The sequence below is a fragment of the Hyphomonas sp. genome, assembly GCF_017792385.1.
Lineage (GTDB): Bacteria > Pseudomonadota > Alphaproteobacteria > Caulobacterales > Hyphomonadaceae > Hyphomonas.
This window is the reverse complement of sequence record NZ_CP051230.1, coordinates 929447-942610: the sequence shown is the minus strand read 5'-3', so window position 1 is coordinate 942610 and position 13164 is coordinate 929447. Positions and strand designations below refer to the sequence as shown.

At 61.9% G+C, this 13164-nt stretch carries 14 protein-coding genes; 12 read left to right on the top strand and 2 right to left on the bottom strand.

Annotated features, from left to right (window positions below; genetic code table 11):
• The first annotated feature begins 24 nt into the window (after window positions 1–24).
• From HF955_RS04655 to HF955_RS04610, 10 genes are all read left to right on the top strand, one after another.
• Window positions 25–2022 carry a tetratricopeptide repeat-containing sulfotransferase family protein gene (locus tag HF955_RS04655; RefSeq protein ID WP_291078293.1) on the top strand — a complete coding sequence of 666 codons (1998 nt, stop codon included), beginning with the start codon at window positions 25–27 and terminating at the stop codon, window positions 2020–2022.
• A 4-nt stretch (window positions 2023–2026) separates the two neighbouring features.
• Complete coding sequence (locus tag HF955_RS04650; RefSeq protein ID WP_291078292.1) at window positions 2027–2497, top strand: MarR family transcriptional regulator; 471 nt, start codon at window positions 2027–2029, stop codon at window positions 2495–2497.
• A gap of 92 nt (window positions 2498–2589) precedes the next feature.
• A complete protein-coding gene (locus HF955_RS04645) occupies window positions 2590–3624 on the top strand; it encodes a DUF6607 family protein (protein WP_291078290.1) in 1035 nt (344 codons plus the stop codon).
• A 198-nt stretch (window positions 3625–3822) separates the two neighbouring features.
• A complete protein-coding gene (locus HF955_RS04640; protein ID WP_291078288.1) occupies window positions 3823–4224 on the top strand; it encodes a hypothetical protein in 402 nt (133 codons plus the stop codon).
• Window positions 4225–4375: 151 nt separating this feature from the next.
• Entirely contained in the window at window positions 4376–4741 is a 366-nt protein-coding gene (locus HF955_RS04635) for a hypothetical protein (protein ID WP_291078286.1), read from the top strand.
• Window positions 4742–5118: 377 nt separating this feature from the next.
• Window positions 5119–7125, top strand: coding sequence for a TonB-dependent receptor (locus HF955_RS04630; protein ID WP_291078285.1), 2007 nt, complete (start codon window positions 5119–5121; stop codon window positions 7123–7125).
• Between the two features lie 87 nt (window positions 7126–7212).
• Window positions 7213–7863, top strand: coding sequence for a MotA/TolQ/ExbB proton channel family protein (locus HF955_RS04625; protein ID WP_291078283.1), 651 nt, complete (start codon window positions 7213–7215; stop codon window positions 7861–7863).
• On the top strand, window positions 7853–8242 hold the full coding sequence (locus tag HF955_RS04620; protein WP_291078281.1) for a biopolymer transporter ExbD: 390 nt from the start codon (window positions 7853–7855) through the stop codon (window positions 8240–8242). The genes HF955_RS04625 and HF955_RS04620 overlap by 11 nt, the downstream gene beginning before the upstream one ends.
• The gene (locus HF955_RS04615; RefSeq protein ID WP_291078279.1) at window positions 8239–8622 is read left to right on the top strand and encodes a biopolymer transporter ExbD; all 384 of its coding nucleotides are present in this window, start codon (window positions 8239–8241) and stop codon (window positions 8620–8622) included. The genes HF955_RS04620 and HF955_RS04615 overlap by 4 nt, the downstream gene beginning before the upstream one ends.
• A complete protein-coding gene (locus HF955_RS04610) occupies window positions 8619–9464 on the top strand; it encodes a TonB family protein (RefSeq protein WP_291078277.1) in 846 nt (281 codons plus the stop codon). Before HF955_RS04615 ends, HF955_RS04610 begins: the two co-directional genes overlap by 4 nt.
• Window positions 9465–9486: 22 nt before the next feature.
• Here HF955_RS04610 and HF955_RS04605 read toward each other — a convergent pair whose 3' ends face one another.
• Window positions 9487–10134, bottom strand: coding sequence for a PepSY-associated TM helix domain-containing protein (locus HF955_RS04605; protein ID WP_291078275.1), 648 nt, complete (start codon window positions 10132–10134; stop codon window positions 9487–9489).
• Window positions 10131–11615 carry a DUF2271 domain-containing protein gene (locus HF955_RS04600; protein WP_291078273.1) on the bottom strand — a complete coding sequence of 495 codons (1485 nt, stop codon included), beginning with the start codon at window positions 11613–11615 and terminating at the stop codon, window positions 10131–10133. Before HF955_RS04600 ends, HF955_RS04605 begins: the two co-directional genes overlap by 4 nt.
• Before the next feature lie 159 nt (window positions 11616–11774).
• Between HF955_RS04600 and HF955_RS04595 the strand changes: the two genes are divergently transcribed.
• Window positions 11775–12572, top strand: coding sequence for a DUF4198 domain-containing protein (locus HF955_RS04595; RefSeq protein WP_291078271.1), 798 nt, complete (start codon window positions 11775–11777; stop codon window positions 12570–12572).
• A 42-nt stretch (window positions 12573–12614) separates the two neighbouring features.
• Complete coding sequence (locus HF955_RS04590; RefSeq protein WP_291078269.1) at window positions 12615–13130, top strand: hypothetical protein; 516 nt, start codon at window positions 12615–12617, stop codon at window positions 13128–13130.
• Window positions 13131–13164: the final 34 nt, after the last annotated feature.

The window sequence follows — 13164 nt, the reverse complement described above, 5'->3', positions numbered from 1 at the left end:
TGAACGGGAGGTCCAGACCGCCGCATGACTGCCACTGCCGAACCGGACCAGGCCCTTCGGGAGGCCCAGAAAGCCCTTCAGGCCGGAGACTTTGCCTCGGCGGCCCGGATTGCCGAATCCCTGCTGGCGGATCGTCCGGACAGTCAGGACGCGCTCTACATGGCGGCGGTCAGCGCACGCTATCAGGGGCGCCATGATGCGGCCCTGTCCCATCTCGCTGCGTTGAAACGCGTCGCGCCCGATTATGGCCGCGCCTATCAGGAAGAGGGGCATCTGAAGCGGGCGCTTGGCGACATGGCCGGAGCGGTCGCCGCCTTCGAACGGGCGACCCGGTACAATCCGTCGCTTGTGGCAAGCTGGACCGCGCTGGCGGATCTCTACCAGCGGGCCGGACAGCTGGACGCGTCGGCCAATGCCCGCGCGCAAGGCGACCGGGTGCGTGCACTGCCCCGCGAATTGCAGGCGGTGACCAATCATATTCATGAGGGGCGTGTGTTCCGCGCCGAAGAGATCGCCCGCGCCTTCCTGCAGCGCCATCCGACCCATGTCGAAGGCATGCGGCTGCTCGCGGATATCGGCTCCCGGCTGGGCGTGCAGGAGGATGCCGACTTTCTGCTGGAAAGCGCCATCGATCTCGATCCGGAGAACATCCAGCTGCGCCTCGATTACATACAGGTCCTGCGAAAGCGGCAGAAGTTCAAGGAGGCGCTGGAGCAGGCCCGCCAGTTGATGGCCCGGGATCCGGACAATCCGCTGTTCCAGTCGCATTTCGCCATTGAGAGCATGCAGGCGGGCGATTACGAGACAGCGCTGGATTATTTTGATCGCGTGCTGGCGAGGCTGCCGGGGGATGCTGCGACGCTGGTCTCTCGGGGGCATGCGCTGAAGACCTATGGGCGTACGGAGGATGCGATCGATTCCTATCGCGCCGCGAGAGATGTTGCGCCGGGGCAGGGGGATGCCTGGTACGGTCTGGCAAACCTGAAGACCTACACTTTCAGTGATGAGGAGCTGGCACAACTGGAGACCCAGTTCGGATCACCGGATGTCGATCACATGTCCCGCATTCACATCGCCTTTGCGCTGGGCAAGGCTCAGGAAGATCGCGGCAATCATGACGCCGCCTTTGCGGCTTATGAGAAAGGCAACGCCCTGAAGCATCAGACGGTGCGCTACACGACCGAACAGATGCAGGCCGAGTTCGAGGCCCAGAAAACCATCTGCACCGAAGACCTGTTTCAGGCGCAGAGTGGGAAGGGGTGCGCGGCACGAGACCCGATCTTCATCGTCGGCCTGCCGCGGGCGGGCTCGACGCTGATCGAGCAGATCCTGGCGTCTCATCCCGACGTGGATGGTACGCTGGAACTGCCCAATATCCTGTCGCTGGCGCATCGGCTGCGCGGCCGCAAGCAGCTGACAGACCGGGAGCGCTATCCGCGCATCCTGCATGACCTTCCAGCGGAGGAACTGCGTGCGCTGGGCGAGGAATACATCGAGACGACGCGGATACATCGTCAGGGCGCCGCGTTCTTCACCGATAAGATGCCGAACAATTTCCGGCATATCGGACTGATCCATCTGATCCTGCCCAATGCGAAGATCATTGATGCACGGCGTCACCCGATGGATTGCTGCTGGTCCGGCTTCAAGCAATTGTTCGCGGAAGGTCAGGAGTTCACTTACAGCCTTGAGGACATTGGCCACTATTATCGCGGCTACGTCGATCTGATGGCGCATTGGGAAAAGGTCCTGCCGGAGGGACGTATTCTGCGTGTGCAGCATGAGGATGTGCTGGACGATCTGGAAGGGCAGGTGCGTCGCCTGCTCGACTATTGCGGCCTTCCCTTCGACCCGGCCTGTGTGGACTTTCACAAGACGGACCGAGCCGTGCGCACGGCCAGTTCCGAACAGGTGCGCCGCCCGATCAACAAAAGCGGGGTTGAGCAATGGCGCCCCTATGAGGCACATCTTGGGGACCTGAAAGACGCGCTGGGACCGACCCTGACGCAATACCGGAACTGAGACCATGAGCACGCGCTCCGATGATGCCCTGATTGCCCTGCGGAAAATCCAGCGCATGACTGAACTGGCGTCGAAGCGTCTGGCCCAGACCGCCGGACTGACGCCCTCCCAGATGGCGGTGCTGCGGATGCTGGATGAGCAGGGCGAATTGTCGGCCGGTCATGTCGCCGAACATACCCAGCTGAAGCATGCGACGATCACCAGCCTTGTGGACAAGCTGGAGGCGCGGGGCCTGATCGCCCGCCGGCGCTGCGACTCCGACCGTCGCCGGGTCTGGCTGGATTTGTTGCCGGCCGGGAAGTCCGCGCTGGATGCGGCGCCGGACCCGCTGCATGAGACATTTGCTGCCCGGTTCGACGGGCTGCCCGATTGGCAGCAGGCCATGATGGTGGCCGCGCTGGAGCGGGCGGCCGGGTTGCTTGATGCCGAGACACTGGACGCGGCGCCCGTTCTGGATGTTGGCGATCTGGGCTGATCGCCAAGCGCAATCATGCGATTGCAAATCATTTGCATGTCTGTTAGGTCCCTCTCACCCCGGTCCGGGGAGAATGCGAGAGGGAGAGTTTCATGCTGCGTATCCATCACACGATTTTGGCGGTCAGTGTCTCCGCAACCGTCCTGCTGGCGGCATGTGCGACACCGTCCTCGCGTCAGGATTTGGCATCTGCGCCTGTCACGGCAGGTGCGGAAGCGCCGGACAGCCAGTTCCAGATGGACCGCGAGGCGATCCTGGCCATGGCGGGGGATTTCAAGGTCAAGTTTGATTTCAACGAGACGGTGCCTTTCGACGCAGACTATGATCTGAAGCCGCGCAAGGTATCCGGCGGGGACGAAGTTGTCCTTGTTGTGGAGGATCGCGGAGATTTCATCAGCCTGCAGCACATTCTCGTGGTTGGGGGTGAGCACAAGATGGCGATCAAGCACTGGCGCCAGGACTGGCAATACGAGCCGGAAAAGGTGTTGAGCTTTATCGGCGGCAATGCCTGGGAGTGGCGGGAGGTCCCGGCGGGCGAGCGGGCAGGGGCGTGGTCCCAGACCGTTTATCAGGTGGATGACGCGCCGCGCTATGGCGCTGTGGCGCGCTGGTCGCATGACACTGGCATCGCTGAATGGCAACCGCCGCATGAATGGCGTCCGCTGCCGCGCCGCGACATGACCACGCGCGACGATTATCATGCGATTGACGCGATGAACCGCCATGTGATCACGCCCTGGGGATGGGTGCACGAGCAGGACAATGGCAAGCTGGTGCTCAGCGGAGACGCGCCGCAGATGCTGGTTCGGGAAACCGGCCTGAACACCTACCGCCGCGACAGCGATTTCGAGACAGACATCGCGACCGATTACTGGCGCGGGACCGAGGCGTTCTGGGCAGGCGTGCGGGCCGAATGGGCGCGCATTGCAGAGGAAAATGACCGATTTGCCATCACCATCAAGGGCGAAACCGAAGCGCTCTACATGCCGCTGCTGACCCTGGCCGGCGCGGTGGCGAGCGAAGAAGAATCCCTGGATGCAGCCCTGGCCGAGGCCCGCGAGCTGATTTCGGGGTTCGTCACCAGCGATATTGGCGACCTGGGCAACCGGCTGCGTTCGGACGAGTAGGCGTTCGCCTGCTTCGGAAACCGTCTCGGAGACGGCGCTGAAGCCACAAATGATCTGTGTCGGGTGCGCATGAGACGCTCCTGACACGGCCTGACGAGGTTCGTGCAGGTCCTGTTAAGGGGTCTCGCGTGATCAATAGAGCACCAGAAGGCCTCCGAAATCCGTGAGGCTGCCAGATGATGCGAAGAGGTGCTCAAGATGCGTTTTTTGATCGTACTGATGGCCATGATGTCTGTCGCAGCGACAGCCATGGCCGAAAAGGACGAAACCACCGTGTACGTTAGGAATCATAGCTGCAAGTCCTTGTTCTCGGACAAGATCGACGTTCACGTCTATGACTCCCACAATTCGCACTGCACCCATACATGGGTGAAAGGCATCAAAAAGGGGCACTCAAAGCAGGTGACCCTCAAGATTGATAAATGCCGGTACATTGCAGAGGCGGCTGGCACGGTTATGGGGAAGCGTGAATTCAACCCCAAGGAAGACGCCGAATTCAATTGCTACAGCAATGATTTGGGCACATGCGGGTGCTCACCTTACCTTGACGGACCTCCGGCCGGATACCGCCCGTCCGAGCACGGCGGTTGGACGGAGTAGTCACCGACATGTCCGGCTTGTCCGCAGGCCGTCTTGCGCACCTTGATGCCGGATATTCCTTCATGTTCAGCATGTTGATTGTGGCGAGGTAGAGCGGATCGAAACCGGGAGACCCATTTGGGCTCCCTGAAGGGACATCGGGGGTTCTCAAATGCGTATACCGATCTTGTCTGTGGCCGCGATGATGCTGTGCGGCGCGGCCCTCGCGGAGTCGCAAGACCATATCGAACTGCAGGTCGAGAATGTGAATTGCGGCGCGCTGTTCTCAAAACAGGTCAGTGTTCATATCTATGATTCTCACAATGAGGCATGCACCAATATTTGGGTGAAGGATGTCAAACAGGGCGAGATCAGGACCCAGAAAGTCAGATACCTGTTCGACGAAGGCCGCAAGAAATGCCGTTACAAGCATGAGGCGGAGGGTACAGTGATGGGCAAGCGGGATCTGGAACTCCCCGGGGAAACTCACATCACCTGCTATACGGATGTGACTGTATGCCAATGCGTCGCGTCCTGACGCGCCGGGCTCTCATCCCGCAAAGCAGAAACATGAAATGCGTGAGACGCCATCGGTCCGCCACTGACTGCATGATACGCTCTGCAGGTCTCCCTGCGGGGGCCGAGATAGGGAGCCGGTCCGGATATGTCTTCCGGACATGCCGAACTCCCGTCAGCAGAAACAACCATGTCTGGCGCGCGTCGAGCGCGGTGCCAGCCAGACCGCTGCGGATTTACGCAGGTCGGGCGGCCCGTCATCGCAGGACCGCGTAACGGGCGAAAAACTGGAAAAAAGAAAAAATGCGACTCATTATCATTTGCAATTGAGCCTCCGCCGCGCTATGCGGGCCCCCTAAATGCAATTAATTCTCATTAGCAACGCTTTTGGAGGGGTCCATGAAGTTCGCATTCTGTCGCAAATCCGCCTGGTTGGGGGCCACCGCCCTGGCCGCAGCCCTCGCCGTTCACTCGCCTGCCCTTGCGCAGGAAGAGGCCGCAGCAGAGAGCGGGGAATTCCTCGGCACGCTGACGCTTGGCGAGAGCAAGCGGGAGGTGCAGACGGACACGGCGACGCCCAATACAATTATCGACCAGGAAGAGATCGAGGACCGTCAGGCGGGCACGATTGCCGAACTGATCGATTCCGTACCGGGTGTCTCCCTGGTCAACGGATCCACACCTATCGGCTCCGGCATCAATATCCGCGGCTTTGGTGCAAACGGCACATACGGCACCGACCAGAAGGTCGCGGTGACGATTGACGGGGCGAGTGTCGGCTCCGAGGAATTGTACCGTATCGGGACCCAATTGTTCACCGATCCGTACCTCTACAAGAGCGCGGAAGTCATCCGCGGCACGGTCGGCAGCTTCGAGTACGGCTCCGGCATCATCGGGGGAGTCGTGCGACTGGAAACCATTGATGCATCCGATCTGACCGGCGGCGAGGCGGGCATCGCTTTCCGCCAGACGCTTGGCGGGGCAACCAATTCCAACGGGTTCAACTCGTCCAGCACGCTGGCAGTGCAGCCGACTGAAAACCTGGACCTGCTTGCCAATTATTCCTGGCGCGAGCAGGGGAACCAGGAAGACGGGCACGGCCGGACAATCGAGAACAGCGAGTTCGAACTGCCATCCTACTTGCTGAAAGCCCGCTACACGCAAGGCGAGCACAGCGTCACGGCCAGCTACACAAACACGGAAACATCCGAACGTGACAAGCCGTATGATTCCTTCGGGACAACGGGTGGCTCGTTCGGCAATGTTGACCGCGACACGACGTCTGAAACGGCAACGCTGGCCTACAATTACACATCAGCGACGAATGCACTGCTCAATCTCGATGTGATCTATTCCTATGCCAATCAGGAGATCGTCCAGGACTGTGTCGAGGGCAGCGGGCCGTTCGGGTGCTTTGCAACGGTGGACGCCGATCATCAATATGAGACGTCGAAGCTGACGGCCAAGAATACGGCCTATATCGAGACCGGCGCATTCACGCATGATTTGCGCACCGGGATCGAATTCATCCTGAAGGAGCGTCTGGATGCATCGTCTGCGCCGGGCGGCGAAGACAATCGGATTGCCCTGTTCGTGGTGGACGAGATCGCTTTTGGTGGCGGCTGGACCTTCTCGCCCGCACTGCGTTACGAATCGTCTGAAATCGAAGGCGTGCTCGATGATGGCAGCAATGCCAGCTATGACAATGACGCCCTGATGGGTGGTGCTTCGCTGCGCTACGCCTTCGACAACGGCTTCGCGCTGTTCGGAAGCTATGCGCATACGGAGAGCCTGCCCATCCTCGATGACCTGCAGAACGAAGTCTACATGACGCAGCCGGAAGTCGGGAAGACCTATGAGTTTGGTGGCTCCTATGACCGGATCGGCATTTTCACCAAGGATGACTCTCTGGCCCTGAAAGCGAACTATTATCATACCGATCTGGAAGACAATACGTCGTATTCCGGTGTGGAGTCCGTGGAACTGCAGGGGCTTGAACTTGAAGGCTCCTATGCCCGTCGCGACGGGTATTATGCGGACGTCAATGCCAACATCATTGATGCGGATTATGTTGCGCTGGGTTCGGGAGCCGTGGGTGACTGGTACAACGCGCCGGCGGACACGCTGCGGCTGACCCTGGGCAAGCGCTTCGCCCGCTCGGCAGACTTGTCGACTGAAATCGTTGCAGCCGACGAGTCGAAGCCGGCCCAGTACACCGGCGAGAAGAGCCCCGGCTATGTCATACTGAATTTGCGCGCGACGATCACGCCGCAGGATGGGCTGCTGGAAGGCACGGCCTTTCGGTTCGGTATCGAGAACGCCTTCGACATGAATTACATGCCCGCGCTGGCGACGCGTCCCACGCCGGGCCGCAATCTGAAGTTCACGGTGTCGAAAGCGTTCTGATCCGGCCCGGATCCTCCTTCTGTTCGGAGCGGGCGCATTCCCGTCCGCTCCGGGCTTCCTTCCCACAGACAAATCAAGGGGCGGTACATGCTCTCTCACATAACGACCCTTTACCAGACCGGCGGCCCCGTTCTGATGCTGCTGGTTCTGGTTTCCGTCTTCACGCTGGCGCTTGTGATCTTCAAATACTGGCAGTTCCGGTCGGCCGGTCTGGGCAAGGTGAGTGCCATAGAGCGCGGGCTCGAGGCGCTCGATGCGGGCCAGGAGTCCGAAGCGCGATCCCGGTTCCAGTCCTCGACGCACTGGCTGTCCGCCATCCTCCTTTCAGGTGTGTCCCTGAAGGGAAGGGAGGGAATGCACGCCCGCCTGGAGGCGGAAGCCGAACAGGCCTTGCGGCCATATGAGAGCGGGTTCCGGGTTCTGGACACCGTGGCGCAGCTGGCGCCCTTGCTGGGTCTGCTGGGCACCGTACTGGGCATGATCGAGGCTTTTCAGGCCCTGCAGGCTGGCGGGACGCAGGTGGATCCGGCGGCGCTGGCCGGAGGGATTTGGGTGGCCCTTCTGACAACGGCAGCCGGACTGGGCGTGGCGATGCCCACCTCGATTGCCCTGTCCTGGTTCGAGGCGCAGATAGACCGGGAGCGGAGTTTTGCCGAATATGCCTTCTCCGTGCTCGACATGGAGGATGCGCCGACCCCGGCCGCGGCCCGTCTGAGCGCGGTTCAGCATGGCGCTTAGACGCATCCGACGCCGGCGCAAGGCATCGATCACGTCGCTCATCGACGTGATTTTCCTGTTGCTGCTCTTCTTCATGCTGTCGTCCACATTCTCGATATTCTCCGAAGTGGAAATCGCGACGGCTCCGGCGGGGCAGGCAATGGCGGATGACAGCCCTGTCCATATTCTTACGCTGACTGAAACCGGCCTGGTTTTGGACGACCAGCCGATCCGGCTGGATGGCCTGCCGGCGCGTCTTGAGAAGTTGAGGCCTGCTGCGGGCAGCCTGTCAGTTTCGGTCGATGCGACCGGGGAGGCGACCACTCAGCAACTGGTCGATGTTCTGATGGTTCTGCATCAGGTTGGCGGGCTTGATATCCTTGTCATGGAGCCGGCATGAAACGGGTGAAACGCAAGAGAGAGCGCGATCCGGTGATCTCCCTGATCAATATCGTGTTCCTGATCCTGATCTTTTTCATGGTGGCCGGTACGCTGTCTTCACCGACGGAGCCGTCCCTTCGTTTTGTTCAGGCCGAGACGCCGGATTGCTGCGTGCCACCTGACGCGATCGGGATCGACCGGTTCGGGCACTTCCTGCTGGATGGCCGCCGGACCGGGAATGTATCCGCAATCCTGTCCGATCGCGACGGGGCGACAAATTCGATCCGCCTGCTGCCTGACCGGGACCTGCCCGCAGTAACGCTGCTCAAACGCGTTCGCCAGCTGAAGGACCATGGCGTTCAGGACATCGTGATTGTGACGGAGGCGGGAGACTCATGACGACGAGGGATGGTCTCAAATTCTCGACCGCGATGTGCGCGGCCCTGGCAATCCATGCCGGAGCGCTTGCCTTAACAGTATCGCGCGGGTCGGCGCCGAAGCTCGCGGGCCATGGTGTCAGTGTTCAGTTCGGAGTGGCGGCGCGGCCTGCTGCAGCGTCCGAGTCGCAGGACCGTCCGGTTGCACAGGCGCAGCCGGAACCGCAACATACACCGGTCACGCCTCCGGTGAAGGCGCCGGAGACTCCCCCTCCATCTCCAGTGCCGGCGCCGCGCAAGGCTGCGGCAACCCCGTTGCCGGTGCCGGATCCTGTCATGCCAGCGCCGGAGCCTGAACCCGCCCAGAACATACCGGCGCCCGAGCCGAACAAGGATGCTGCGGCGACGGCAAAACCGAACCCGCAGGCGCAAGCGTCTTCCAAGCCGGCGGCGGATGACGGAACTCAGGGGGCGGATCCGTCTGCCCCCGATCAGGTTCACACGGCGCACAGCGATTCTGCCTCATCGGCGGAGCCGGAGAGCGCGACGGCGGGCCCGGATTCAGCGGTCGGGGCGGGAGATCCTGATGCCGGGGCTGGCAATGCGGCGGAGACCAATTATGCCGGGGACGTCATGCGCCACCTGTCTCGTCTGCGGCGGCCGCGCGCGTCCGGGCCGGGATCGACCCATGTCAGCTTCCGGATCGCCCATACGGGCGCGATCAGCCATATCAGCATTTCCCGGGGATCCGGATCGGCGCGGTTCGACCGGGATGCCCTGAATTTCGTTCGAAAGGCCGCCCCGTTCCCGCGTCCGCCCGGCCGCGAGAGCCAGATCCTGACAGTGGAGATCGAGGGGCGCTGACCGACCCGCCGGAAAGGGCAGGTCAGGTGGTGAAGAAGATGTAGAGGCTGGCGAAGGCGAGCAGGGTCGATCCCATGATCTTCAGGCTGGTGACGAGGCGGAACCGGAGCGAGAAGAACAGGATCAGGCCGATCAGCGACATGGTCAGGATCAGGCCGGCCGTGAGGTCGATGAACGCCTTCCAGACCGCCCCGGCGTCTTTCCCACGATGCAGGTCATGAATGATCGCTGTCGGATTTGGGCGGCTGACCTCGACGTCGGCAATACCGGTTTCGAGATCGATATAGACATCAGTCGTGCCCTTCACGCCCGTATATCTCAGAAAGGCTTCGTCTTCCATTATGTCCGCGGTACGGAAGGCACCTGCTGTTCGGGTTTCCTGGCGCACGAGACCAGCCAGGGCGGCGCCCGGTGCGTCTGACTGTACGGCTTCGGCCAGAGCCGCGGGTTCCAGTTCGATCTCGACCGGCGCGGCGTCGCTGCGGCCCGCCCCGAACCAGTCCGGATGGTTGAGCAGAAGGCCGGACAGCGAAAAGAACATCAGCATGATGAAGGCAGCTGCGGACAGGTAGGTGTGCAGCATGCGGCACGTCCGGTAGAACTTGCCCTTATTGATGCTCAGGCGAAACGGCAAGGCGGCCCGAAGGCGGTTCCCGGTCGTTGAGTTCATTTGGCTCCTCCAAACCGGATCTCGATTTCGCCCAGTTCCTCTCCCGCCGGAATGGTGGCCGAGAAGGGGGCTTCGGACAGCGTGAAGGCGTGGCTGCTGCGTTGGTGTCCACCATGCTCTCGGGCCGCCTCGACATGCAGGATGTAGCCGCCTGGAGGCACGGTCTGCCCGTCATCTGTCAGGCCATCCCATTGCAGGTCGTACCGGCCGGGGCGGCGGGTCGGACCGGCGACGGCGTCAACCAGGCTGCCGGCCTTGAGTGCAAAGCGGCGATACCAGAAATAATTCTCCTCCATCCAGCGGCTCTCGTCTCCGGCAAGCATCAGGATACGGACGAGGTTCCGCCTGGGATCCGCGATCCAGACGGCTACATAGGGCCGCTCATAGTCCGCTGTATCCTGTTCGGGGATGGTCAGGGCCACATCAAGGCGTTTGCCTTCCGGCCAGCCAGCGCCTTCGGAGCCTTGTTCTTCCGGGCGGATTTGAAGCGCGGACCAGCCGGAGGTGGCGTGGCGGCGGCCGTCGGCGGTGACGACCTCGGCTTCGATGCCTGGCTGTGAAGCGATGTAGGACAGCCCGGACTTCAGCTCCATGACCATCAATGCAGTGGCCAGAGCGTCGGCCTCGATGGCAGTGGGCGCGTACACGCTGGCGGCCCGAACATGCGCAACCGGCCAGCCATCGGCAGGTGAGATCACATGGCCAAATGCCTGCCCCGCGATCTCCCGGTCGCGGGGGCCCTGACCACTGGCCGCAATTGCACCGCTGCGGATCCGAAGCGCGCCGGCCGGGGCGCTGGCGCCGTCGGCAAGTTCCGAGGCGTCGGTCACGGCGACAGACCATGCGCCATCATGCGGGCCTTCGCCCCAGGCGCGGATGTCGCCTCCAATGTTGACGAGCACGCCATCCGCCTCCGGCGCAGCCTTTCGTCCCGCGGTCAGCGCGGCGTCCAGAATGTATCCCTTGGCCAGCGCATTCATGTCGAATCGTACGGCGTTGGGCCGGGTGATCTGGTTGATGGATGTGTCGAGACCGATTTCGGCCCGCCGGGTCTCACCGGCCCGCAGGCGCAGATCGGGACGGGAGGGGACAGTCTGGGTCGCCTCTGCGTCTTGCCAGGCGGCGGTCAGATCGCCGATCCGGCAGCTGAGGGCATTGCCGGTTTGCTCGCGGTAGGATTCGCAAACCGTCCATACGGTCACCAGATCATCCGAGACGATCAGCCTGTCCGCATCATTGAGCCGGCGGAGTTCGGATGGCTTATACAGGCTGAATACGTCATTCAGCCGGTCGATCTCGGCCAGAATGGCGTCTTCGGCTGCGTCAGCCGCTTCAGCCGACGACGCTGTGACGACAAGATCGAAGGACGTGCCAAGCACGTGATCCTGATGGCGCCGGAACGTGTCGGCATGACTGTTGAAAAGCGGCAGCGCCGCAGCGGTCAGTGCCGCGAGCAAGCCGAATTTGAGGTGGGAACGCATAAGGCCTCCGGCGTGGCTGGGTCCTGAGCGGGCCTGTGAAACCTAATGCGACAGGCGCGCCGGGAAGGGCGGGTCAAAATCTATACTTGCAACTAAATCTCATTTGCATATTGTGCAAGTGATTATTATTCTCAAATACAGGAACCAAGGGGTCTGCCAATGAAATGCCTGAAACCGGGTGCGCTCGCACTCACCGCCATGACGGGACTGTGCCTGCCTGCCCTGGCGCACACATCCTATGTCTTGCCGAACATGTTCGTCACGTCCGAAGGGAATTATGTGACGCTGCAGGCCTCCTTCACCGAGGATGTGTTCGTCCCGGAAATCGCCGTTGCCTCTGACGATTATCATGTCGTGCTGCCGGACGGGTCGCGCGATGCGTATGATTCGATCACGCCGCTGCGTCAGGTTGTCATGCTGGAAGAGGCACTGGGCGGGGAAGGGACCTATCGGTTCACGACAGGCGTTCGGCTTGGCCGGTCCAGCCGCAAGGCCCTGGTGGAAGGTGAATGGAAGGTCCTCATGGGGCCGGACGCGGTGGTGCCGGAAAACGCGACCGAGGTGATCACCAGTCAGACGGAGACCGTGGCGGATGCTTATGTCACGAAAGGCGCGCCGACCTGGGATGCGGTGACCCGGCCCATCGGCCGACTGGTCATTGCGCCGGAGACCCACCCGAATGAAGTCTTCCTGGATGACGGCTTTGCATTTCGCATCCTGTTCGACGGCGCACCGCTGGCCGCGCAGTCGGTTGAGGTCAAGCGCGAAGGCGGCGCCTATGAGGAGCCGAAATTCGTGCAGCATGTCGAGACCGACGCCGATGGCGCGCTGACGCTGGGCTTCGATGCACCCGGAAAATACCTCATCATGACGCGCCATGCCGCCGATGCGCCCGAAGGGGCGGATACGGATGAACGCAGCTACACCACCTCCCTGACGCTCGAAGTGTCCCGCTAGCGCGGGGCAGGTTCCGGCCTTTCACTGAAAATGGAAACTCTCATGAAACAGATACATCTGATCCTTCTCGCCGCCGGGTCTGCGGCCCTGGCGGCCTGCGCCTCACAGGCTGCGCCGGCCACGCTGGACACCGCAGACATTGCCGCGCCGGCAGCTGAAGCGGACGCAGAGGCGCAGGCGCCCCGGCGATCCGCCCGGGGGCACAGCAAGGACGCCTTCTTCGAGAAATATGATACCGACGACGATGGCCAGGTGACCGAAGCCGAATTCCTGGCCGAGCGCGAGACAGGGTATCGCCGGCGCGACGCCGACAGCGATGGCGCAGTGTATTCGGAGGAATATGTCTCGGAATATGAAACGCGCCTGATTGCCCAGCTGGAGGACCAGCACAAGCGCCAGGTTGACCAGGCCGAGTTCCGCTTCACCGTTCTGGACAAGGATGAAGACGGGGTTCTTTCGCTGGACGAGTTCAATGCCTCCGGCACCCGCATGTTCGAAACCCTCGACACGAATGGCGACGGCACCATCGACGCCGCCGACACCGAAGATAGTTATTGAGTTGAATTACTTCGGGGCCACACGCAAACGTGGC

What these genes read in the sequence shown, in the direction of transcription:
- HF955_RS04655 (WP_291078293.1), top strand. Translation starts at nt 25, where the DNA reads ATGACTGCCACTGCCGAACCGGACCAGGCCCTTCGGGAGGCCCAGAAA.
- HF955_RS04650 (WP_291078292.1), top strand. Translation starts at nt 2,027, where the DNA reads ATGAGCACGCGCTCCGATGATGCCCTGATTGCCCTGCGGAAAATCCAG.
- HF955_RS04645 (WP_291078290.1), top strand. Translation starts at nt 2,590, where the DNA reads ATGCTGCGTATCCATCACACGATTTTGGCGGTCAGTGTCTCCGCAACC.
- HF955_RS04640 (WP_291078288.1), top strand. Translation starts at nt 3,823, where the DNA reads ATGCGTTTTTTGATCGTACTGATGGCCATGATGTCTGTCGCAGCGACA.
- HF955_RS04635 (WP_291078286.1), top strand. Translation starts at nt 4,376, where the DNA reads ATGCGTATACCGATCTTGTCTGTGGCCGCGATGATGCTGTGCGGCGCG.
- HF955_RS04630 (WP_291078285.1), top strand. Translation starts at nt 5,119, where the DNA reads ATGAAGTTCGCATTCTGTCGCAAATCCGCCTGGTTGGGGGCCACCGCC.
- HF955_RS04625 (WP_291078283.1), top strand. Translation starts at nt 7,213, where the DNA reads ATGCTCTCTCACATAACGACCCTTTACCAGACCGGCGGCCCCGTTCTG.
- HF955_RS04620 (WP_291078281.1), top strand. Translation starts at nt 7,853, where the DNA reads ATGGCGCTTAGACGCATCCGACGCCGGCGCAAGGCATCGATCACGTCG.
- HF955_RS04615 (WP_291078279.1), top strand. Translation starts at nt 8,239, where the DNA reads ATGAAACGGGTGAAACGCAAGAGAGAGCGCGATCCGGTGATCTCCCTG.
- HF955_RS04610 (WP_291078277.1), top strand. Translation starts at nt 8,619, where the DNA reads ATGACGACGAGGGATGGTCTCAAATTCTCGACCGCGATGTGCGCGGCC.
- HF955_RS04605 (WP_291078275.1), bottom strand. Translation starts at nt 10,134, where the DNA reads ATGAACTCAACGACCGGGAACCGCCTTCGGGCCGCCTTGCCGTTTCGC.
- HF955_RS04600 (WP_291078273.1), bottom strand. Translation starts at nt 11,615, where the DNA reads ATGCGTTCCCACCTCAAATTCGGCTTGCTCGCGGCACTGACCGCTGCG.
- HF955_RS04595 (WP_291078271.1), top strand. Translation starts at nt 11,775, where the DNA reads ATGAAATGCCTGAAACCGGGTGCGCTCGCACTCACCGCCATGACGGGA.
- HF955_RS04590 (WP_291078269.1), top strand. Translation starts at nt 12,615, where the DNA reads ATGAAACAGATACATCTGATCCTTCTCGCCGCCGGGTCTGCGGCCCTG.